25 protein-coding genes are annotated in these 22,438 nt (G+C 48.2%); 9 read left to right on the top strand and 16 right to left on the bottom strand.

Annotation, left to right across the window (positions count from 1 at the left end; translation table 11 throughout):
* Positions 1-61: 61 nt before the first annotated feature.
* Positions 62-391 (top strand): DMT family transporter, encoded by a 330-nt coding sequence (locus tag ACI955_RS13420; RefSeq protein ID WP_415244252.1) that lies wholly within the window; start codon positions 62-64, stop codon positions 389-391.
* 118 nt (positions 392-509) lie between these two features.
* Entirely contained in the window at positions 510-875 is a 366-nt protein-coding gene (locus tag ACI955_RS13415; RefSeq protein ID WP_415244251.1) for a hypothetical protein, read from the top strand.
* 303 nt (positions 876-1,178) lie between these two features.
* On the opposite strand, the gene ACI955_RS13410 is transcribed toward ACI955_RS13415, so the two are convergent.
* The 3 genes from ACI955_RS13410 to ACI955_RS13400 are packed head-to-tail and all read right to left on the bottom strand — an operon-like array spanning position 1,179 to position 3,783.
* A complete protein-coding gene (locus ACI955_RS13410) occupies positions 1,179-1,550 on the bottom strand; it encodes a DUF6285 domain-containing protein (RefSeq protein WP_415244250.1) in 372 nt (123 codons plus the stop codon).
* Positions 1,551-1,552: 2 nt separating this feature from the next.
* Complete coding sequence (locus ACI955_RS13405; protein WP_415244249.1) at positions 1,553-2,572, bottom strand: phosphotransferase family protein; 1,020 nt, start codon at positions 2,570-2,572, stop codon at positions 1,553-1,555.
* The gene (locus tag ACI955_RS13400; RefSeq protein ID WP_415244248.1) at positions 2,569-3,783 is read right to left on the bottom strand and encodes an acyl-CoA dehydrogenase family protein; all 1,215 of its coding nucleotides are present in this window, start codon (positions 3,781-3,783) and stop codon (positions 2,569-2,571) included. The genes ACI955_RS13405 and ACI955_RS13400 overlap by 4 nt, the downstream gene beginning before the upstream one ends.
* Positions 3,784-3,934: 151 nt before the next feature.
* Between ACI955_RS13400 and ACI955_RS13395 the strand changes: the two genes are divergently transcribed.
* Complete coding sequence (locus tag ACI955_RS13395) at positions 3,935-4,498, top strand: VOC family protein (protein ID WP_415244247.1); 564 nt, start codon at positions 3,935-3,937, stop codon at positions 4,496-4,498.
* A 65-nt stretch (positions 4,499-4,563) separates the two neighbouring features.
* Here the strand turns inward: ACI955_RS13395 and ACI955_RS13390 are convergent, their stop codons facing one another.
* Both ACI955_RS13390 and ACI955_RS13385 read right to left on the bottom strand, forming a co-directional pair.
* Positions 4,564-5,232 (bottom strand): YoaK family protein, encoded by a 669-nt coding sequence (locus ACI955_RS13390; protein ID WP_415244246.1) that lies wholly within the window; start codon positions 5,230-5,232, stop codon positions 4,564-4,566.
* A 134-nt stretch (positions 5,233-5,366) separates the two neighbouring features.
* The gene (locus ACI955_RS13385; protein ID WP_415244245.1) at positions 5,367-5,819 is read right to left on the bottom strand and encodes a MarR family winged helix-turn-helix transcriptional regulator; all 453 of its coding nucleotides are present in this window, start codon (positions 5,817-5,819) and stop codon (positions 5,367-5,369) included.
* 222 nt (positions 5,820-6,041) lie between these two features.
* On the opposite strand from ACI955_RS13385, the gene ACI955_RS13380 reads away from it, so the two are divergent.
* On the top strand, positions 6,042-7,211 hold the full coding sequence (locus tag ACI955_RS13380; protein ID WP_415244244.1) for an alpha/beta hydrolase: 1,170 nt from the start codon (positions 6,042-6,044) through the stop codon (positions 7,209-7,211).
* A gap of 21 nt (positions 7,212-7,232) precedes the next feature.
* Here ACI955_RS13380 and ACI955_RS13375 read toward each other — a convergent pair whose 3' ends face one another.
* Positions 7,233-7,637 (bottom strand): GreA/GreB family elongation factor, encoded by a 405-nt coding sequence (locus ACI955_RS13375; RefSeq protein ID WP_415244243.1) that lies wholly within the window; start codon positions 7,635-7,637, stop codon positions 7,233-7,235.
* Between the two features lie 523 nt (positions 7,638-8,160).
* Here ACI955_RS13375 and ACI955_RS13370 point away from each other — a divergent pair.
* Positions 8,161-8,664 (top strand): DUF2244 domain-containing protein, encoded by a 504-nt coding sequence (locus tag ACI955_RS13370; protein WP_415244242.1) that lies wholly within the window; start codon positions 8,161-8,163, stop codon positions 8,662-8,664.
* 20 nt (positions 8,665-8,684) lie between these two features.
* On the opposite strand, the gene ACI955_RS13365 is transcribed toward ACI955_RS13370, so the two are convergent.
* The 4 genes from ACI955_RS13365 to ACI955_RS13350 all read right to left on the bottom strand — a co-directional run bounded on the left by ACI955_RS13365 (position 8,685) and on the right by ACI955_RS13350 (position 10,728).
* On the bottom strand, positions 8,685-9,503 hold the full coding sequence (locus ACI955_RS13365) for a hypothetical protein (RefSeq protein ID WP_415244241.1): 819 nt from the start codon (positions 9,501-9,503) through the stop codon (positions 8,685-8,687).
* Between the two features lie 24 nt (positions 9,504-9,527).
* Positions 9,528-10,070, bottom strand: a complete 543-nt coding sequence (locus ACI955_RS13360) for an SIMPL domain-containing protein (RefSeq protein WP_415244240.1) — start codon at positions 10,068-10,070, stop codon at positions 9,528-9,530.
* A 167-nt stretch (positions 10,071-10,237) separates the two neighbouring features.
* Positions 10,238-10,441: a hypothetical protein gene (locus tag ACI955_RS13355; protein ID WP_415244239.1), complete on the bottom strand. Its 204-nt coding sequence runs from the start codon at positions 10,439-10,441 to the stop codon at positions 10,238-10,240.
* Between the two features lie 110 nt (positions 10,442-10,551).
* A complete protein-coding gene (locus ACI955_RS13350; protein WP_415244238.1) occupies positions 10,552-10,728 on the bottom strand; it encodes a hypothetical protein in 177 nt (58 codons plus the stop codon).
* 394 nt (positions 10,729-11,122) lie between these two features.
* On the opposite strand from ACI955_RS13350, the gene rimO reads away from it, so the two are divergent.
* Complete coding sequence (rimO, locus tag ACI955_RS13345; protein ID WP_415244237.1) at positions 11,123-12,448, top strand: 30S ribosomal protein S12 methylthiotransferase RimO; 1,326 nt, start codon at positions 11,123-11,125, stop codon at positions 12,446-12,448.
* A complete protein-coding gene (locus ACI955_RS13340; protein ID WP_415244236.1) occupies positions 12,448-13,170 on the top strand; it encodes a 16S rRNA (uracil(1498)-N(3))-methyltransferase in 723 nt (240 codons plus the stop codon). The genes rimO and ACI955_RS13340 overlap by 1 nt, the downstream gene beginning before the upstream one ends.
* Before the next feature lie 7 nt (positions 13,171-13,177).
* Here ACI955_RS13340 and ACI955_RS13335 read toward each other — a convergent pair whose 3' ends face one another.
* Complete coding sequence (locus ACI955_RS13335) at positions 13,178-13,762, bottom strand: 2-hydroxychromene-2-carboxylate isomerase (RefSeq protein ID WP_415244235.1); 585 nt, start codon at positions 13,760-13,762, stop codon at positions 13,178-13,180.
* Between the two features lie 13 nt (positions 13,763-13,775).
* The gene (locus ACI955_RS13330) at positions 13,776-14,516 is read right to left on the bottom strand and encodes an SDR family oxidoreductase (RefSeq protein WP_415244234.1); all 741 of its coding nucleotides are present in this window, start codon (positions 14,514-14,516) and stop codon (positions 13,776-13,778) included.
* A 104-nt stretch (positions 14,517-14,620) separates the two neighbouring features.
* On the opposite strand from ACI955_RS13330, the gene ACI955_RS13325 reads away from it, so the two are divergent.
* A complete protein-coding gene (locus ACI955_RS13325; RefSeq protein WP_415244233.1) occupies positions 14,621-15,109 on the top strand; it encodes a winged helix-turn-helix transcriptional regulator in 489 nt (162 codons plus the stop codon).
* Here ACI955_RS13325 and ACI955_RS13320 read toward each other — a convergent pair.
* Positions 15,106-15,546 (bottom strand): CBS domain-containing protein, encoded by a 441-nt coding sequence (locus tag ACI955_RS13320; RefSeq protein ID WP_415244232.1) that lies wholly within the window; start codon positions 15,544-15,546, stop codon positions 15,106-15,108. The genes ACI955_RS13325 and ACI955_RS13320 overlap by 4 nt on opposite strands.
* 1,344 nt (positions 15,547-16,890) lie before the next feature.
* Between ACI955_RS13320 and ACI955_RS13315 the strand changes: the two genes are divergently transcribed.
* Entirely contained in the window at positions 16,891-17,766 is an 876-nt protein-coding gene (locus ACI955_RS13315; RefSeq protein WP_415244231.1) for a lysophospholipid acyltransferase family protein, read from the top strand.
* 237 nt (positions 17,767-18,003) lie between these two features.
* Here the strand turns inward: ACI955_RS13315 and gdhA are convergent, their stop codons facing one another.
* The 3 genes from gdhA to ACI955_RS13300 form a co-directional block, all read right to left on the bottom strand.
* On the bottom strand, positions 18,004-19,359 hold the full coding sequence (gdhA, locus tag ACI955_RS13310; protein ID WP_415244230.1) for an NADP-specific glutamate dehydrogenase: 1,356 nt from the start codon (positions 19,357-19,359) through the stop codon (positions 18,004-18,006).
* Positions 19,360-19,525: 166 nt separating this feature from the next.
* Positions 19,526-20,578, bottom strand: a complete 1,053-nt coding sequence (locus ACI955_RS13305; RefSeq protein ID WP_415244229.1) for a 2-oxoacid:ferredoxin oxidoreductase subunit beta — start codon at positions 20,576-20,578, stop codon at positions 19,526-19,528.
* Entirely contained in the window at positions 20,578-22,437 is a 1,860-nt protein-coding gene (locus tag ACI955_RS13300) for a 2-oxoacid:acceptor oxidoreductase subunit alpha (RefSeq protein ID WP_415244228.1), read from the bottom strand. The genes ACI955_RS13305 and ACI955_RS13300 overlap by 1 nt, the downstream gene beginning before the upstream one ends.
* Position 22,438 lies beyond the last annotated feature (1 nt).

The raw sequence follows: 22,438 nt of genomic DNA, 5'->3' as shown, positions 1-22,438 counted from the left end.
AAAGTGATATATGGCCTGAGTCGTTATAATAAACTGTTATATTTTTATTGACGGATTGAGTATGGGTTACTGGTATTTAGTAATAGCGATTGGCGCTGAAGTTATAGCAACATTAGCACTTAAGGCATCTGATGGTTTTTCTCATTCACTCTCTAGCACAATTTGTGTTATTGGTTATGTAGTAGCATTTTATTTCTTATCTTTAGTTCTAAAAACAGTTCCTGTAGGTATTGCTTATGCTATTTGGGCTGGCATGGGAATTTTCTTAATTGCATCAATAAGTGCAGTGATATATAAACAAATACCAGACGTACCAGCAATTATAGGTATGTGCTTAATTTTGACTGGAGTTGTAGTTATTAATGTATTTTCAAAAACAGTGAGCCATTAAAAATATAACAAGCAAATTAACAAGGTCACGTAACAGTTGGCTACGTTTCGCTTCGCTACACAATTTTAGCCAACTATTACTTAGCCTATTATTTGAGTGTTACGCATAAGGCCGAAATATGAACTTTGTAGCGTACTTTTGTTTTGTACTGGCGGTATTGTCGCTTGTTGCAATCTTTGCCGCTCAGGGCAACGTTGAAGTTTCATTGATATACGTCGTGCTGGCAGACATTTGGTATCACACAGGTGCGAGCTTCATGAAGCGTAAGCTATGGGCTTGGTGGTCTTCTCTGATTTTGTTGTCTATGTTCTGCTTTGGTAGCGCATTGTCTGTATGGTCTTCAATTGTACAACCGATGATAACTCCTGGAGTCGTTGGGGTCGGTTACGGTCGCGGGGTGTCGTTAGTGCTATTAATTTTCACCGGTTATCTAGTTTCGGTTTTGGTGAAGCCAGCAACTAGAGAGGCATTTAAAAATGCATAACAAACACGGGCAGTTTGCCGCTGAGAAGCGCGGCCGGACAGCCAAAGCCTCGCGCGTTTTTGTGCAATCGCTTCGCTCATTGTTGCACAAAAGCGCGCTCCACTTTGTCTGCCTCTGGCTTGGGCGTTAAGGTCGTAGATAAGCATACGACTTTCATCAAAATACGTATTTTTGACCGTCCGCTTTTTACCAATACCCGCTCTAGCTGGAAAGCTCTAAAAACGGCGATAACATATAATACCCATCGCCGATCTTTACCATAAGTTGGTCACAGCTGGCATTTCATGGGTGAATCGATACCATTTATAGATGCTTGAGATAGCTCGCGTAGCGCGGATTATCTATCGCCATTTTAGCGACCGTAATCTGCTCTAGGGCAGCAAGTAGTTTATCTTCACTGGCACTAATATCTGCGCTCTGAATATGCTTAAGCAGGTTTTGATTCAGCTCATCATTGTCGCCGTCAGCCCCCAAGTATTCGCTCAGTTCAGCGCGTTCCAAACGCTGAAACTCGTCACCCAGTTCAGACTCACGGGCGATAATAGCCAGTACATTCATGGCAATTTTCAGTTTGTATTTAAGCCCGCTATCGTCAACGGCAGGCGTCACTTCTTGCTCTAAGAACTCCCGCAGGGCCTCGCATAACTGACTGACTTTGGGCTGATTTATGGGCATTGCTATTTACCTCTCAGTAAATCGAGAATATCTAATTCGCACTCTGAAACACGACGGCCAATGGCCACACGCTCTAGGGATCGCTCTCGGCCGCTCAAATGCATATCGCATTGATACAGGCAGATCACACCCCACTTCAATACACCGAACAGTTCCCAAAATTTAACAGCGTCATCATCAACCTGACGGCCACTTGCTTGCATATAGGCTTTGTACAAACTCTCGCGGTCACCAAAGCCACCGACGGGTTTGTCGATCCGGCCAAAGCGCCATGAATTCACACAGAGCCAGCCAAGATCCTCCATGGGGTCGCCAATATGCGAGAGTTCCCAATCGAGCACGGCGCGCACACCGTCGTCACCGACCATCAAATTGCCATTGCGGAAATCACCGTGCACTAAGGTTTCTTCCGCACAGTTTGGAATATGCGCAGCCAGCCAGCGAAAGGCGTATTCAAACACGGGTAAGCTTTGCTGATAGCCGTCATAGGCTTGTCGATAAAAGGCGATTTGATCAACGGCCAAAGCACGCTTTAAACCGCCTAAACTGTTTAATGCTACGGCGTGAATCGCCGCCAGAATATCACCGCACTGGCCGGCCATCTGATCTCTGGCTGGTCCATAACGCGGATCTTTTAAGATCTTTTGCGGCAGGGTTTCACCCTCAATATGGCGCATAATAAAGCCTTCGCCCAGACCATCCTCGGGGGCTAATTGCGCTATCACTTCTGGTGCAGCTACCCCGGCGGCAACCGCCGCACTAATCACCATGGCCTCGTCTGATTTAGTTAGCGCGCCACCGAACTGACTGGCATCGTGGCCACGTCGGAATATCAGTGCCTGCACTCCCCGCGCACTCGATGCCTTGAAGAACCAGGTTTGCGCAGCGGCGCCGCCGGTGAGCCGACGCAATCCGCTAATCGCTACCGGCTCTTGCCATTGGCGGGTAAGCAGCTTCTCCAGCGGCCCGGCTAAGTTCTCGGCCAAGTTAGCTTCAGCGTCAATATCAGCAAACTCGCTCACGCGTCACCCGCCCATTCCGCATCACGAGTGCCGAAGTCCCAACCTTGACCACCGTCGCGATAGCGCTTTAAAACCTGTCGCGCCACCGATTGGATATGCACTTCATCCGGACCGTCATAAATTCTCGCCTCCCGCGCGTGTCGGTACATGCGACTAAGTGGCGTGTCATCGGTGAGACCCGCGGCACCGTAAACCTGTATCGCACGGTCAACAACATTGTGGAGCATGCGCGCACCAACAACCTTAATCGCACCAATTTCGACCCGCGCTGCATCGCCACTGTCTATGCAGCGCGCTGCATGCAGGGTAAGTTGTCTGCAGGCCTGAATTTCAGCCAGGCTGTCAAAAACATGCTGCTGCATAAGCTGCTTGTCAGCCAGACTAGAACCAAATGCACTGCGATTATGGAGCCGCTCACACATTAAGTCGAAGGCCCGCTGGGCTTGGCCTAGCCAGCGCATACAGTGAAAGATACGACCAGGCCCCAAGCGCCGTTGGGCAATCACAAAGCCCTCGCCGCGACCACCCAATAGGTGATGTTCTGGCACTCGGATGTCGTGGTATTTGACCTCAAAATGGCCGCTATTAAGGCCCAATAGCGGCGTATCTCGGACAATCTCATAGCCCGCTGCGTCGGTGGGAACAAGAATCATACTGAAGGCTTTGTGATCCGAGGCGTCGGGCTCGGTGCGGCACATAATGGTGGTATAAGCGGCAATATCGGCGCCAGTGGTAAACCATTTGTGGCCATTAATGCGCCAAACGCCGTCTTGGAGTACCGCGCTAGTTTGTAATTGAGTGGGGTCAGAACTCGACAAGGCCGGCTCAGTCATCGCAAAACTCGGACAAATCTCGCCTGCCACCAAGGGCCGCAAGTATTGCTCTTGCTGCTGCGGTGAGGCGTATTGCTTGAGCATAATGGAGTCTTGCAAAGAGTAGGTGCCAAACACGCGCTGGGCATACTCAGAGCGACCTATCACTTCATTGATATACACATAGTCAAGAAACGGCATGCCCTGACCGCCAATATCTTTGGGATGACCCAGCGCCCACAAACCTGCCGCTTTTGCCTCTTTCACCAATTCGGTAAGCTTGCGCTCAGACGCCGCTTTATCGGCCCCTTGTAGCACCGACTCTGCGGGGTAGATGCGCTGTTCCAAAAACTCCAAAACCTGTTGACGAACTTCTATCCACGTTACCGCTGCACTCACAGTTGACTCCAATTTTTATCATTTTAACTGCTGACAATACAAACAAGACGCCTTTTTATTGTCAAGTAAATTGACTTTATATATGATGAAGACATCGGCGAGACAATCTAACAATAATCACAATAGCCAAATTATACGCAGCGAGATACCCATGACATCATCACTCAAGGCTTTAAACAACATCCACCACGCAGCATACCGCTGCCGCGATGCCGAGCAAACACGGTGGTTTTACGAAGATATCTTGGGGCTAAAACTGGCCGCAGCCTTTGAAGAAGATATTGATTTTGGTGAAAATCTTGGCCGCAACCGCAATTTCTTGCACATCTTCTTTGAAATGGATGACGGCAGCTACCTCGCCTTTTTTGATGAGCCAGGTATATCCAAAGAAGAAAATTTCGCCCGCAAAGACAGCTTCGACATGCATCTGGCGCTAGAGGCCGACAGCATGGAAGACCTAATTGCTTGGCACAAACACATTAACGAGGCTGGTAAAACCTGTCTTGGTCCCGTTGATCACGGCTTTGTACATTCGGTATATATGTATGACCCCAACGGCATACAAGTAGAAATCACCTGCCGCGCGAGCGACCCAGCAATTATGCAACAGCACACCGACAACGCTCGCAGCTCTTTAAGCGCGTGGACACAGAAAACTCGCCCGCTGAAAGAAGATACTTTCGGCGCAGCAAAGATTGATAAGCGAGGACGATGATCAAATACTGACCGTTCGGGCCTTGAGGATCTTGCAGCATGAATCCGAACGTTCAGAGCAGGCGCTTATTGTCGGCGGTGGCTATTCGCCGCGTAAGCCGAGTAAGACAGCGCCAACGCTATGCAAATACCCGCAGGAATAAATAGCGCATTGAATCCAAGCATACTGAAAATATAGGCCCCAAAAGCCCCACCAGAAATAAAGCCTGTGATTATAATTAGAAACAACAACGCCTTTCTTTTATCGAAAGACCCGCCCCTAAACTTTTCACCCAGCATAATACCTAAGTCGGTGAATATACCGGTGACATGGGTGGTGCGCAGAACAGCTCCACTATAAGTGGTCGCAAGGGCATTCTGTAAACCGCAGGCCGCAGACGCCAAATAATGGCCGAGATAAGAATCTCTCGTTAAAAAATACACCGCGCAAAAAAGAAACAGGGCCTCTAAAGTCAGCAGACCGCTGTAATTTCGGCCTAACTTTAATGCCCCACCACGTAAGAAGTAGCCTGATATTGCCGCGCCAATAAGAAAGCTAAACAAAACCGCAATCAAATGAAAAAAATCAGCAAAGTCGGTATTAACAATACCCGTACCCAATAGGGTAGCGGTACCGGAGAGGTGAGAAATAGATTGGTGCTTAAAACCTAATAGACCGACTGCGTTCACAAATCCGGCCACTAGGGCGAGAACAAAGGAGCCGTATTCTACCCAGCGGGGTAATTTTGAAATCACATAAACCCTTTAAACCTAGCAGTGCTAGCAAACGCCTTAAACAGCCAGCATGGGTGCAAAGCCATAACGCTCGGTTTTTGCCAATATAAAAATAAGGGCAGATACACCAAGCCGATCTTATGACAAGTATCTACTTAGACCGGCGGCACCACAACAATGGGGCCCCAGCCTTTATGAAGCACTTGTTTAAGCTGCTTTAGCTGGGCTCCACCAATGCGATTAGCAAGCTCAATCTCGATGCCGACAATCGCTTTCTCAGCATCCTGCCTAATTTTATTGGCGCTGGCGCTGAACTGAACAATTTTCGCGCGACGGTCTGCCGGATCCGGCACCAGCTCTAGCAGGCCATCATCGCGCATACCCTGCAGTAACTGATGAATAGCTTGCCTGCTTACGCCCAAATTACGCGCTAAGGAAGCGGGACGATTTATACCGACAGTGACGCTTATCATGATCATAGACTTGGTGCGGTTCATTCGCTCCCAGCCAGCGGCTTCGAGACTCGCCTGCAGGCTCTCGTCCATCCAGAACAAAGCGTAAGCCAGTGTGCCAATCAAAAAATCCTGATGTTCCGCTATTTTTTTCATTCTTTATCCAAGTAGGTACTGCGCTCAAAAATCGCTCTGTTCGCGCCCCGCAAGAATAGGGCAATTATGCTTCCGCTCAATGTTGGCAAGCTATTGTATGCGCTATCGATACTAAAAACCTAGCCTAACAGCACTCACTTTAGTAAAGATAATTGACATATTATCTGGGAGTTGCTCTACTGCCATCCATACTTTTTCTATGCGTAAACAGCGAGTATCGTCATGACCAATAAGAAAAAAGCCTACGAGCGCGTACCTTATTTAATTTTCTACCAGGACAAAAGTCCGTTCAAAGAAACCTACGGCGGCCCCATAGATTTTGGTGCGCTGAAGTCGCATCTGTTGCGTCCTGCAGAGCCCAAAACAAACAATGTTATTGTGTTTATGCACCCAGTCGGTGGCGGCGAATACCTGCCGATGATTACCGAGCTGGCAAAAGCCGGCTACCCTGTTATTTACTGCCAAAGCCGCTATCCAGGCAATGACACTGCGCTCATTATGGAAAAAGTCGTTATCGACCTCGGCAACTGTATTCGTCACGCCAAAGAAAAACTTGGTTTCGACAAGGTCATTTTAGCGGGTTGGAGTGGCGGTGGTTCGCTGTCGATGTTTTATCAAAGTCAGGCTGAAAACCCAAGCATCACCGCAACACCCGCCGGTGATGCTGTGGATCTGACGATTCAAGACCTCATTCCCGCCGACGGCATTATGATGCTAGCGGCACACGTCAGTCGCACGCATACTTTAACTGAGTGGATGGACGCCTCGGTTCTAGATGAACAAGACCCCAGTCAGCGCGATCCAGAGCTGGATCTTTATAATCCCGAGAATCCCAATCAAGCACCCTATTCAGCTGAGTTTCTAGCACGCTACCGCGCCGCGCAAATTGCCCGTAATCGCAAAATTACCGCCTGGGTTAAAGGCAAACTAACGAGTTTAAAAGAGCGCGGCCGTCCCAACGATGAATTCGCCTTTGTGGTTCATGGCACCATGGCAGATCCGCGCTGGCTAGACCCCACCATCGACGCCAATGAGCGCCAGCCTCGCTGGTGTTACTTGGGCGACCCTGAAGTCGTTAACAACGGACCAGTGGGCTTAGCTCGTTTCTGCACGCTGCGCAGTTGGCTGTCCCAGTGGAGCTACGACGACTCCAATGCAGATGGCCTGCGTTGCGCGCAAAACATCACGGTACCCGCCTTGGTTGTGGGTAACGGCGCCGACGATGCCTGCACGCCCAGCCACACCACGCGGATCTTTGATGCGATTACTCACGACAACAAAGAGATGCACGAAATCAAAGGCGCTACCCACTACTACTTTGGCCAGCCGGAACAATTAAATGAAGCAATACAATTGTGTGGCGACTGGATGCAGCGCCAAGGCTTGGTATAAAACCTAGCCGGTGCCACTCACTTATTGGCGCTTATTTTTAGGCTCCGGAATATCGATACTCTGGACTGATAAACGCCGCGCTTGTCCATTTAATAGTGGCCACTCGATTTCATTACCCTTTTGCAGGCCCAGCAAAGCACAGCCCACCGGTGACAATACCGATATTTTTAGTTCGGTCACATTCGCCTGCCGTGGCATCACTAAAGCTAGTTGGGTCTGCGCCTGGGAATCTAAGTCGACAAAGGTCACCAAAGAATCCACGCACACAAAGTCATTGGCGAAGTCGCCATCTGCAATAATATCTGCGCGATCTAACTCCGACTGTAAATCTTGAGCCGCCTCTGAGCGATTGCGACGAACAAATTCGCTTAACAACTGATGGTCTGACTCTTTTACAAAAATAGGGATATGCGATAGGTCCTGCATAATTTTCTCCATGGCAAGGCCCGGCGACACTGATGAATATATCGGCCAGAGCTTAATAGTGAAATGATTAGACTGGGAATGTTGCAGGCGACTGGGTAAACCCAATCTACCTATGAGAGGAATCCGGCAAAAATTCCAGCGCAGAGCGCGCCGACATTAAAAATTTCAAGTCCATAAAAAGATGGGGTATTCATAAACCCGAGACTAGCAGCTTTGAAAAACTTAGCAAGCCAGCGAGTTCTCTGATATAGACTGAACAATGAAACCTGCGTTTGCGTAAAGAGTAACAATGGCAAGTGCTAAAAAGCACGTCCAAACAAAACGCCAGACCTCATCTGTATTTTGAGTATCTATGGTTTGAGTATCTATGGTTTGAGTATCTATGGTTTTATTTTCTAATCCCCACGCCGACCGATGCTGACTGGCAGAAATATCACTACTACGCCACCCAGTATTTAACGGCCCCAGCAGGATTTTTGCGCGCTGGCTGCTAGACTCAAAGTACGACTAGGAGCTGCGTATCATGATTGATATAAGTGATAAGGATCAAAGTGCCGAAATTATTCTGCGTCCAAATTGTTCCGCCAGCTGGAATCAGAATCGGCGCATCATCGTTGCCGTGATGGCAGTGAACGCCGTGTTTAGCGGGGGCTTTATCGCTATTGGCGCGTGGATGGTTCTACCCTTTATGGGAATCGAGCTGCTAGTGATGTGGCTAATATTGAGCCGAGTATTTCAAAATCTGCAAATACAGCAAATTGTGAATCTAACCTCGCAAACCCTAAGTATTGATGTCGGCCACCAGCACCGCGAACAGCGCTGGCAGTGGCCAAGAGACGGGAGCTGCGTGCTAGTTTCAGTTCGTTCTCACCCCTGGGACCCACTGCAGATTAGCCTTAGCCACTGCGGCGAACAGGTGTCCATAGGTGGATTTTTAAACAAAGATGACAGCCAGCAACTGCTGAGTGAGCTGCGTCGACACTTGCCTATCAGGCATTACTGTCCAGAGATTACTGTCGGCATTTGACTGGCTCTGCGTCGCGGGATTTAGGGCTCAAGCAGCAGCGACAACTCACCCAAATCAGAGTAAAACACATTATAACGCCCAGCCTCTAGAGGCTGTATAGGCCCAATAGCACCCGTTAATAACCACTGATCAGGATAAACAATCCAGCCCTGTTCAATACGCTCATTAATTAAATTCAGTAGCATCTGCCACTGGCCGCCAATTAATGAATCACTTTGGGCGGCAAATAACGGTACATCGTTTAAATTCAATTCCACTGTTACTGCTTCAACGTCAATGCTCGCAATGGCCACAGGTGTGCCAACTATAAAACTGTGGGCCGCAACATTCGCCCGAACAATATCAAAAACTGTAGGTACTCCCTGAGCTTTAAAGCCGATGTCAGGCAGCTCGATGGCGGGCGCCACCACAGCAACCAACTTCTTTAAGCTCGCCACATCCGCGACACTGTGATTTAAAGGCCGTTTAAGACGGAAGGCCAACTCCACCTCAAGCATACCTTTTTTAAAATTCGATAAACTGATTGGCTGAACCGAATCTAAACCGGCACCGGGCAGCAGCACTCCCATGATTGGGCGATCACTGCGAAATTTCTTTTGCGAGCCCAGCGAGGTAAGACCGGCTTTAAATCCCTCAGGCAGCCGGCCGCCCAATTTCTTATCGAGACTTAATTTTTGTGATTGATAAGCGCCCTGCCATCGCAGGGCGTTTAACGATTCCGGGGATAGAGTATCATCTGTTTCTGCAACACCTGTGGAAGCAAGGCTCAGCAAACTGAGTACAAATAGAAGATTTAAAACCACGCGCCGCATATTCAAGACCACCAGAAACCAAATCACTTATTTTTCAAACCCGTTTTAACATCAATCATAAAGGTAGTATTCAACCGTTGAAACAACTCGAACCTTTTTAATGTGCGGGTTATCTTTGTCGCGATCACTAATCGAAGATTCCCCCTGGGAAGCGCGTTTAATCTTGCCCAGCATACGTTCCGAATCCTCCGCGAACTTCTCGGCAACAGCGCGTGCTTGGCGAGTAGCTTCCTCAATCATCGCCGGTTTAACTTGATTGAGTTTGGTAAAAAAATACTCAGTCTGAGCCTGATAATGATTACCGTTGAAGGCAATACCTTTTTTACCAAGATCTGATAACTGGCGACTTACTTCACGCACTTTGTCGATATTTTCAGAGTACACCGTCACGGTCTGCTCCGCGCTATAGCGGAAGGGTGAACCGACATTGTTGCCGTACTGTTGTGCTGATTTATCAGTAATTGCAGGTGCGGAAAAAGATATTTCGTCGCTGGAAAAGCCATCATCTAGTAAAAAAGATCTTATCGTAACGATACGTTCATCTACCAGCACATAGATCTTTGGCAGATCATTATTGGCCTCGGTAAACTGCAATGGCCAGATAGCGATATCCGCGACAAACTTACGTCAGCTAAACCTTTTACCGTCACACTGCGTTCAAACTGCCGATATTGCGTCACCGCAGTCCCTGCAATAGGCCGAGTAAAGCAAGCCCTAACACCAGTGACACACCCAATATCAGCGCATTCGCCGTTGAGTTATTAGAACCAGTCATAGCGCCTTTCCCTATTCATTCTGTAATATCGGCCATGGTTTGGTCGCTTACTTTTTAAACGACTTTGGCAAATACGCCCCGCGTTAATGAGCTCTAATTTTAAGCCTCGACGACCAGCACTGATAGAGACGGTAGAAAACTGCAACCCAGACTCATCAATTACCGTCGCTAATAATTTCTTCTGCCCCAAGGGACTAACGCCACCGAGTACATAGCCAGTACTTCTCTCAACATCTACTTAGGGGGCCATCGCCGTTTTTTACATCCAGCGCTTTAGCGGCCTGCTTCATACTTAGTTGCTCAAAAACAGGTAATACCGCGACAGCCAAAGCCCTTAGCATCCAAAGTGATTACTAGAGTTTTAAACACCTGTTGAGGGGCGATTCCGAGCTTCTCTGCCGCTTCCAGTCTACAGGGTGCACTGGCAGGATCGTGCACATATTCATGGACATGGTGGGTAAGTTTCTGCTTTTTCACTAACTTTATCGCCGGAGTCGTACACTCTCCAGCAGCCTTTCTCAGGCTCCGCGATTGACCGTCACAAACCGCTCTAGTTCCCGCATAGCCGGGGTGTAGGCAGCGCATACGAAGATAAGCAAGGGCTTACTATGGGGGTAGACCCAAAGGCTGCAAAGTAGCTATACGTTAATTAGAACAAGAATTTCAGCCTAGGCAATTAACAATTAAGCTGGTTTTAGATCGATGCACCAGCCTTTATGACCTCGCTACAGCCCCAATAGCGCCTTCATTCAGCACTATTAACGGTATGCGTAGCAGAAACAAGTGCCAGTCATATATGGCTGGGGGGGCTGGCGTGCTAAAATTGCGCGCTTTCTCACCCTCACCACAACCCGCAAGGTAAGAACACGCTATGACAACAACAGAAACAAGAAAACGGGTTGGATTCGTGAGTTTGGGTTGCCCAAAAGCATTAGTCGATTCTGAGCGCATTCTCACCCAATTGCGCATTGACGGCTACGATATTGTGCCAAACTATGACGATGCCGACGTTGTCGTTGTCAACACCTGTGGCTTTATTGATAGCGCAAAGCAAGAGTCGCTTGACGCCATTGGTGAGGCCTTAAAAGCAAACGGTAAAGTAATCGTCACCGGCTGCATGGGGGATGACGCAAAAATTCGCGCTGTTCATCCCAATGTTCTCGCCGTGAGCGGCCCAGCAGCATACGAAGAAGTCGTCGGCGCAGTCCACGAATGGGCGCCAGCAAATAAGCAGCATGACCCCTTTATTGATCTAGTACCCCCTCAGGGCGTTAAATTAACGCCACGTCATTACGCCTATTTAAAAATATCCGAAGGCTGCAACCATCGCTGTAGCTTCTGCATTATCCCCTCAATGCGGGGTGATTTAGTCAGCCGTCCGATTGGCAGCGTATTAGAAGAAGCCAAACGTTTGGTCAACGCCGGTGTTCGCGAAATTTTAGTGGTGTCACAAGACACCAGCGCCTATGGTTTAGATACCAAGTACAAGCTCGATTTTTGGGATGGCCGCCCGATTAAAACTCGTATGCTGGAGCTCTGCGAAGCGCTGGGAGAAATGGGCGTGTGGGTACGTCTGCACTACGTTTATCCCTACCCACACGTAGACAATGTTATTCCTTTAATGGCTGAAGGCAAAATTTTGCCTTATTTAGACATTCCCTTTCAGCACGCCAGCCACAAAATATTAAAGGCGATGAAACGCCCCGCTCACCAAGAAAAAACCTTGGAGCGCATTAAAAAATGGCGTGAAATCTGTCCGGATTTAGTCATTCGCTCAACCTTTATCGTCGGCTTCCCCGGCGAAACCGAAGAAGATTTCCAAATATTGCTGGACTGGTTGCAAGAAGCGCAGCTTGATCGTGTCGGCTGTTTTGAATACTCACCGGTCGAAGGCGCAACGGCGAACGAGCTTGAGGATCAAGTGCCCGACGAGGTTAAAAATGAGCGCTGGCAGCGCTTTATGGTGGTCGCCCAAGAAATTTCAGCCAAGCGTCTGCGTGCCAAGATTGGCAGCCAACAAGAAATTTTAATCGACTCCGTCGATGAAGAAGGCGCCATTGGTCGCAGCGTCGCCGACGCCCCCGAAATTGACGGCAAGGTTTACTTAGACGGATTCACCGACGTAAACCCCGGTGACGCCTTGGTCGTCAATATCATTGATTCAGACGACTATGATCTCTGGGCTGAACCCGCCTAATGAACCTGCTGCTGCTGCAGCCTGATGATTTAGGCAGTCACCCTGGCGATATTAATCATGTCACGCTGAGCGACCAGCGCGCGCAACATATTAGCGAGGTGTTGCGCGCATCAATCGGCGACACTCTAAAGGTGGGCCTTCTCAATGGGCTTATTGGCACCGCCAGTATCACGGCAATTAACAATATCAGCGTGAGTCTTGAGTTTGAACTGCATACCCCGCCGCCGCCAAAACTGCCGCTCACACTGTTACTGGCACTGCCCCGCCCCAAAATGGCAAGACGGATAATTCGCGCCGCCACAGAGTTGGGCGCGGCGGAGATCATTCTCCTAAATAGCTATCGCGTCGATAAAAGTTACTGGCAGAGCCCCCTGGTAAGCGACGAGACACTCCATAAAGCCATGTTGGAAGGCATTGAGCAGGCGGGTGATACCCATTTGCCAATATTGCAAAGAGCCACTCGCTTTAAGCCCTTTGTTGAAGACCACTTGCCAAACCTATTAAAAAATAAAATAGGTTTATTAGCGCACCCTTATGCCGACCAAGGACCACCGCATTCAGTAAGCCAAGCTTGCCTGCTCGCCGTTGGTCCTGAAGGCGGTTTCATTCCCTATGAATGCGAGAAACTCATCGCCGCAGGACTGCAAAGTTTTAGTCTTGGCCCCCGCATTCTAAAAACAGAAACAGCGGTTTCTACCCTAATTGGCCGACTGTTTTTATAGCGAGCCCTTAGCCCAGAGCGCGCTCCAGAAAATCCAAACGGTCTTGGCCAAAGAACATCTCATCATCAACAAAGCACGTTGGCGCGCCAAACACATGGCGAGATATCGCCTCGTTGGTAATTGCTTTCAAGCGATCTTTGACCGCATCGTCGTCACATAGCGCAACCACCTCAGCAGGATCAAAGCCAGCCTCAGACAAAACCGCACTTACCACCGCGGGGTCAGCCATGTTCTTTTCATTTACCCACAGCGCAGTAAAAATCGCGCTTAAGTAGTCATGGAATCTCGGCGTGTCTAAATACCCCACTGCGCCGCGCATCAACATCAAGGTATTGACAGGAAAATACGGATTAAAATTCATTGCTACAGCGTAGACCGCGGCGGCACGTCGCAAGTCAATCAGCATATACCGTCCCTTGGCAGGAATTGCCGCCGGAGATTGATTGCCCGTCGCCTTGAATACCCCGCCGAGTAGCATTGGCTTATACACTATCTCCGCATGATTACGATCAGCCAAACTCGGTAATTGCGTCCATGCCAAGTAGCTTGCCGGACTACCCACATCAAAATAGAACTCTATCAATTTACTCATTATGTTAACTCTCTCAAAACGTTTCCATCCAAGGACGTAGATCAAACTCATGACTCCAGCAATCTCTTGCCTGACAATGAATTTGCCAATACTGCTCGGCAATATGTTCAGGATCTATAATCCCACCCTCGGATTTGGTTGCGTATTTATCGGGGAAGATCTCGCGTATAAATGCGGTATCAATAGCACCGTCAATAATAGAATGTGCAACATGAATACCCTGTGGACCAAGTTCACGAGCCATACTTTGCGCCAAGGCGCGCAGAGCAAACTTGGCACTGGCAAAGGCACTAAAGCCACTAGCGCCGCGCAGAGACGCGGTTGCACCAGTGAAAATAATCGTGCCTTTTTTCCTTGGTAACATCGCCTTGGCAGCCTCGCGACCGGTCAAAAATCCCGCGAACGCTGACATTTCCCAGACCTTTCTATAGACCTGCGCCGTAGTCTCGATAATGGGAAAGTAAACATTACCGCCGATATTGAAAACCACAACCTCAACACAGCCAATATCACGCTCTATACCCTTAAAGAGATCGACCATTGCCTCTTCTTGCCGTGCGTCACACGCCATCGCGTGAGCGACACCACCTTCAGATTCAATATCTTTAAGCAAAGCTTGCAACGCATCTGCATTTCTTCGGGTGGCAACGACCGTAAAGCCCTCACGGGCAAACCGTCTAGCACACGCACCGCCAGTGGCATCACCCGCACCTATCACCACAGCAACCGGGGCTGAATTTTTGATTATTGTCATACATCCCCATAAGGCCTATTTTAGATAGACCTAAAACATAAGTTCCTTTTTGGAACTTGTCAATTTATTCTAGACTGCTTATTAAATAGGAATTGGATTGCGCTATGCGGTGGGAAGACCTTGACCAAGAGCCATGTTCACTTGCACGCACCCTTGCCGTGGTGGGTGATCGTTGGACCTTACTGATACTCAGAGACTGCTTTCTTGGCGTCAGGCGCTTTGACGTCTTTGAAAAGCGGCTTGGCATTACCCGTCACATCCTTGCTGACAGGCTCAAGAAATTGCTCAGCTATGGAGTACTTTATAAATCTCCCTATCAGCAGCGCCCGCTGCGCGAGGAATACCGTCTAAGCGAAAAAGGCTTGGAGTTGCACTCGGTTATTCTCGGCTTAGTGAGCTGGGGGGACCGATACATGAGTGATGAGCGCGGTGCGCCAATCTTGCACGTCCACAAATCCTGCGGCCATCAAATACACCCCATCACCAGCTGCCCTGAATGTGGTGAAGCCATTACCGCCAAGGATATAAAACTAGAATTGGGGGCGAACTGGGATAACAGCCTAGGTCAGCTACTTCCCATCAGAAACCCTTAAGTGCTTGACGGCGACGTCTTCGAGCGACTATGAAGTAGTTTTATGATATCTCGCCAACTGATAATACCTATTGGAAAGCCCTCTACATCTATCACTGGTACGCAAGAAATTTCATGTTTAATAAACAAGTCCATTACGTCATCGACGCTTTGATTCTCACGGACACAAATTGGATGCCGTGACATCACTTGATGCACGCGTTTATTCAAGGAGGCTGCCTCAGCCTCCGTCGCCACAGGCAACTCAGCCCTAGGACCGATGGATCTGAAAAAATCGCGGTCAGAAACAATACCGACAAACTCTTTACCGTCTACGACCAAAAGGTGATGTAATTTTTTTTCTCTGAAAATGCGGCTAACTTTGCTTAGCCTGTCATCCGCCGTAATGGTAACGACCGGCTTAGTCATAACGGCATCTGCCCTAATTACCACTGTCATGCCTCGCCATCCTCCATATTAAATTTAGTGTCCGACACCTCGCCAACTAAAGGTATTTTTACCATTATATTGTGCTCGGAATCTACATGTTTAGAGGCATGGTCTCGAGAGATCAAGCCTTGCTTATAAAGTGAGAATAGAGCGTAATCAATGGCTGCCATACCCATGCTCTGACTCTTTTACATGGTGCCCTTAATCCAATCGATTTCACCGTTCTCGATCAGCGCCGAGGTCTAGGCTAATGGCAACAGCCCCTCCACAGCGAAGCTTAGAACCTCGCTAACACTCGCAAACACCCGCTAACACCCGCTAGCAGCAACATACTAATGACCACTTTTACGTTTAAAGCTAAATCTATAAACCATTGTTTGTTCGCAGTATCCGGAAAAAATTTTACAGCGGTATGGTGCGCCTGATCAGCGTTATTTGCATAACAGTCCGCCAAACATAAATGCTCCGTTTCTGCGTAGATAATGGCCTACAGAATAGTCTGTTGATCATAAATTTACCCGATAATAATCATATCAGCCACCTCGATACACAATATATGACCCGAGGTCTGTTGATTTCTGTCATCTAGCATCGATGCCATGGTAGTAGATTTTCCCGATTCCTCGGAACCCACCACCAGAGTTAAGCCTCTATTTAAAACCATCAAGCCTTTAACTTAGTTTAGGGGGAACCCGGCTTGACCAAACGGGTGACACAGACTTTCCATTTTTATTATAGGTAGAGTGCCAGCGCTAAGAAAAAGTCTGACGAACTTTTGCTAACGATGAGTTCAAAACACAATATAAGCTTCCCCACATTAGTAACTTCATGGGTAAATAGTAACGATAATTAGTCCTCGGACTTTTATCTCGATCTTATTATAGTAGCAACTTCCAACTTTAAAACACCTATCAGCCACATCCGCTGTTGGGGTTTTTCCGCGTATTACAGGAATCCCCAGCCTCGTGCCAAATCGACTCAAAGCTTAATCATAGGGTAGATGCAAAGACATCGAGTTAGCAATATCGGCAGCGACTGTCATTTGGCTTAACTGCGTAATGTCACCAACTTTCAATCTCTTCGGATAATCTGAACTACCCTATATTTGTTGATACTCAATGATATAAAGAGATAAATGCGGTGCAACAGCACCTTTAAGCATAACAAACAGAGCCAATAATGCACGCGCGCCGTTGGACTGAATAGCTAGGTAGTAAAAAAACCATCACAAAGAAAGGTGGTATTGTATGACCACCACACCCTAAAATGCCTGAATCCTAACAACGTACAACATGACTATTCGCCCACTGCCGTGCAACAAGGTCTAGCTGAGGCAATACCATAGGATCAATCATGGCTTTTACCGATAAAAATGCTGAACCCTACAGCGGCGAACACTTAGTCCGCTATATAAAAAAGGCTATGCGGGTTTCGCCACCGAATTCTAAAATCCGGAATGTTGCTTATAAGATAATCAAGCGCATTTTTCAGCCGGAACTGATTAATGTAGAAAACATTCCGTCTAAGCCTTGCTTATTTGTTGCAAACCACGCCATGTACGCAGTTGACGGCCCTATTATCGGACTGCCAATGTTAGCTGAGCAAGGCCGTTTTCTGCGACCGCTTAGCGATAAATTCATGTGGAATTCGGTTAACGAGCAGTTACTGTTAGACCAAGGGGCAGTCATTGGCCATCCCGAGGTATGCTCCGCCCTAATGGAAAACGGCAGTGACTTGCTGGTTTTTCCAGGTGGCGCTCACGAGGCCACCAAATCAGCTGATAAAAAATACCAACTGCTGTGGAAGGAGCGTTACGGCTTTATAAAGCTTGCCGCTAAACATGGCTACACCATTGTACCGACGGCGATTGTTGGTCCAGAAGATTTTTACAAACACATGATAGAAGGTGAGGATTTACCACAGACACTAGTTGGCCGCACGCTAACGCGACTCGGCATTATTAATGAAAACACCCGTACAGACTTGATAGGACCTATTCCTATGGGCTTGTTCGGCACCCTTATTCCCAAACCCCAAAAATGCTACCTGCAGTTTGGAGAGCCATTAGATTTAAGCCTATATAAGGGTGAAATCCTAAGCAAAGCTACGATGGTTGATTTACGTGCGCAAGTCGCAGGTAGTATTAATACAATGGTCGAGTCACTATTACTGCTGCAGGAAGAGGAAAAATCTAGCAAAGGACGCCTTCGTCGCCTACTGACACGATAAGATTTAAAACTACGCCTGCGGACAGTAATACTGTTACTGCAAAATGCGATTTTTTAAAACTAAGCACATAGCAAAAAGCTTTCGGTCGCGAGATCGAAAGCTTTTACACATCCAAAACTAGAATTTATTGTGTCGATCAATATTAAAGTCTCGCTGCCTGAATCCCTCTATATGGCAATCTCGGCCCCTTCTTAAAAACTAAGCAAGTAGGCAAATACCGCCAGTATTCGCCGCAACTCATACAATACCAAACGCAAGCATGGCATCGGCAACTTTTTTAAAGCCCGCAATATTCGCCCCTTTGGCATAGTCGACATAGCCATCAGCGAGAAGACCGTGGGAGCGGCAGCGCTCATGGATATCCTTCATTATGTCGCGCAACAGCTCGTGTAATTTATCTTCTTCCCACGACATCCGCGCGCTGTTTTGGCTCATTTCTAAGCCAGACACAGCAACCCCACCGGCGTTGGCCGCTTTGGCCGGACCAAAGCCAATACGAGCTTCGCGAAAGGTGTGCACAGCCTCAGAGGTACAGGGCATATTGGCCCCCTCAGCAACGAGCATGACACCATTATTAATTAGCGCTAGGGCGTCTTCCTGGTCAATCTCATTTTGGGTGGCGCAAGGTAGCGCAATATCACAGGGAGTATGCCAGGGCTTTTCATCTTGATGGAAGGTCGCTTTAGGAAATTGTTTTACGTATTCGCCAATGCTGCCTTGCTGGTTGGATTTATGTTCTTTTAACCAATCGATTTTGTTTTGATCAAATCCCTCTGGGTCGTGGATGAATCCACTAGAATCTGACAGCGTTATCACCTTGGCACTAAGACTAATGGCTTTCTCAGCAGCATGAAGAGCAACATTGCCGGCGCCGGACACACAAATCGTTTTATTTTTAAACGTATCGTCACGATGCTCAAGCATATTTTCAACAAAATAAATCAGCCCGTAACCCGTCGCTTCGGTACGGACGAGGCTTCCCCCCCAACTTAAACCTTTACCAGTAAGCACTCCGACGTAGCGGTTGGTAATCCGTTTATACTGCCCAAACATATACCCAATCTCTTTAGCTCCAACACCAATATCACCGGCTGGCACATCAGTGACCTCGCCAACGTGGCGATAAAGCTCGGTCATAAAGGATTGGCAGAAACGCATTATTTCATTATCGGACTTACCTTTGGGGTTAAAATCACTCCCCCCCTTGCCACCACCCATAGGCAGTCCGGTAAGGCTATTTTTAAAGGTTTGCTCAAAAGCAAGAAATTTCAAAATACTTTGATTTACGCTTTTATGAAATCGGAGGCCGCCTTTATAGGGGCCAATCGCGTTACTATTCTGAACCCGGTAGCCACGCTGAACGCGGACATTGCCAAGATCATCCTGCCAACATACTCGAAACGATATTACTCGGTCAGGCTCCGCTAAGCGACGTAGAATTTGCGCCTCATGGTATACGGTTTTATCTTCCATATACTCAAAGATATCGCTCGCGACATCGTACACCGCCTGATGAAACTCTAGTTCGCCGGGGTTGCGGCGTATAACACCGTCCATGAATTGTTCGAGATCGACATGATCTGATTCGGTCATAAGTCGCTACCACCATATGGTTTAAGTTACTGGAGAAAAAAACCCTATACTCAATTTTCAGTAAATACTACTACCTCGCACTAAAAACTGTCTTCGCTGAACGTCAAAGTCGGAACACTAAAAGCGAGCATCAGAGGAGTCGTTTGTTCCGCGATCCGGACTAATATTAGCGTAAACTCTCATTCAATTTATCCAGCACTTTCTGCCCCGGACACAGCTCAGCAGCTCCCAAGTCACGCAGTGGAGTTTTGCTGGTGCCCAAGATTTCGTGCAGGTCTTGAGAGTCTTCATCCATAAACAATAAGCCGGTAAGAATTTGGTCTTTGGCCTTATAGTCTTTAATCAGGCGCAAGGCAGAGCGGCGGCTGGCTAAATTTAATTCAGGGTCGGCTTTATGAAGATGTACCATCGAGCCATCATGTAAGGTGACTTCTTTAGATTGGCCCTGTTCATACGCCGTTGAAATCTCGTGTTTAAAAGGAACATAGTCAACTGTGCCGGTGGCCTCAAGATGATCGCGAACATAGTCATAACCCTTGGTAGATTTAGGATTATTGTTAAAGGTCACGCAGGGCGAGATCACATCGATAAAGGCGAATCCACGATGACTGATAGCTGCTTTAATGAGCGGCACCAACTGCTCTCGATCTCCAGAGAAACTTCGCGCCACAAACGTTGCACCGAGCTGAAGGGCAATGCTCGCCAAGTCGATAGGCTCAAAGGGATTGGGCTCACCTTTTTTACTAGCGGAACCAATATCGGCGGTCGCCGAATCTTGCCCTTTAGTTAAACCGTAGCAGCCATTATTTTCAACGACGTACATCATATTTAAATTGCGACGCACAACATGGGTAAACTGCCCCATGCCGATTGAGGCAGTATCGCCATCGCCAGACACACCCACATAAATCAGATCGCGATTGGCAAGATTAGCCCCCGTTGCCACCGACGGCATACGGCCATGTACTGAATTAAAGCCATGGGAATTATCAAGAAAGTAAGTTGGTGTTTTCGACGAGCAGCCAATACCCGATAACTTGGCCACTTTGTGGGGGGCAATAGATAACTCAAAACAGGCTTGCACGATAGCGGCGCTAATCGAGTCGTGGCCGCAACCCGCGCAAAGGGTTGATATTGCACCTTCATAGTCTTTGCGGGTAAAGCCAAGACCATTGCGTGGTAGCTCTGGATGCCGAAATGCAGGCCGAATATAAGTCATTAAACAGACTCCTTGACGATTTTTACCTTATGCAGTGATCGCACATTATCGCCCCGTAAAACTATCATAATTTCATCGAAGATCTTACGCGCAGAAATCGGCGTGCCGTTATAATTTAAAATCGAAATTAAATCTCGTGGCGACACCAAGCATTCATTTACCAGCAGTGTCCGCATCTGTGCATCTCGGTTCTGCTCCACCACAAACATCGTATCGTGTTGATCAATAAAGGCGTCGACAGATTTGTGGAAGGGGAAGCCCCTTATACGTAGAGTATCAACCGCAATTCCAAGAGCGGCTAAGGAATCTACCGCTTCAAGGGTGGCATGGCGACTGCTGCCAAAATGAATTACACCCACTTTAGCCCCGCCCTTCGCCGCGCCGACCAACTCCGGCATAGGAACAAGGTTTTTGGCTGTGTCCCATTTTTTCAGCAGCCGCTGCATATTCTTTTCGTAGACATCACCGTCTTCGGTGTACACCGCGTACTCATCTCGCGAGGTGCCACGGGTAAAAAACGCGCCCTTATTGGGGTGCGTGCCGGGGTAAGTACGGTAGGGAATGCCGTCGTCATCAATATCGAGATAGCGACCAAAGCGGTCGCTCATCGCCTCCAGCTGCTTTTCGTTAAATACCTTGCCTCGTTGATATTCGCGCTCATCGTCCCATACCAGAGGCGGAGACATGGTGTCGTTCATGCCAAGATCGAGATCACTTAACATAATGACAGGCGTTTGCAGGGTTTCCGCCAAATCGAAGGCCTCGGCCGTCATTTCAAAGCATTCGCGCGGTGTTGCTGGGAATAGCAAGACGTGCTTGGTGTCGCCATGCGAGGCATAAGCACAGGCGAGCACATCAGACTGCTGGGTACGGGTCGGCATACCGGTAGATGGGCCGGCGCGCTGGACGTCGATGAGGACAGTGGGAATTTCAGCAAAATAAGCTAGCCCTAAAAATTCACTCATCAGGGAAATACCGGGGCCGCTGGTTGCCGTAAAAGCGCGGGCACCATTCCAGCTAGCGCCAATTACCATGCCGATTGCCGCCAACTCGTCTTCGGCCTGCACAATGGCATAATTTTTATTACCGCTGCCGGGATCGATACGCAGGCGCTTACAGTATTTATCGAAGCCGTCTACCACTGAGGTAGAGGGCGTAATGGGATACCATGCCGCTACCGTAGCACCGCCGTAAATTGCACCAAGCGAGGCGGCAGTATTGCCATCAATCAAGATCTGATCGCCCACCGCGTCGCAACGTTCAACACGAATACTTATTGGGCAATGGTAATGTTCAGCAGCATAGTGATAACCAATTTCCAAAGCTCGTACATTTGGCGTTATCAATTTTTCTTTGCCGCGAAACTGGTCTGACACCAAGCCGGTTAGCACGTCGAATTCAATATCTAGCAAGGCCGATAATGCGCCAACGTAAATAATATTACGAAATAGTTGCTGCTGTCGTGCATCACTGTATTCGCGCTGACATAAATCTTTTAACGGTACGCCAATGAAATGAATATCGCTGCGCATTAAACGTAAATCTAAGGGTTTACTAGAGTCATATAAAAAGTAACCACCCGGCTCCACTTCTTGGATGTCGCGCACCATACTCTGCGGATTCATGCACACCATCATGTCGACACCGCCGCGTCGACCCAGATAGCCTTTTTCATTTACCCGCACTTCATACCACGTCGGTAAACCCTGAATATTAGAGGGAAAAATATTCTTAGCGCTTATCGGTAACCCCATCCGAAATAAAGACTTTGCAAACATATTGTTCGCACTGGCGGAGCCGCTGCCATTTACATTGGCAAATTTAATAACAAAATCATTTACTGCTTCAATGCGTTTCATA

The sequence above is a fragment of the Zhongshania sp. genome, assembly GCF_047636175.1.
Lineage (GTDB): Bacteria > Pseudomonadota > Gammaproteobacteria > Pseudomonadales > Spongiibacteraceae > Spongiibacter.
Note: the sequence above shows the minus strand (reverse complement) of the source record. Positions and strands in the feature narration are given on the sequence as shown.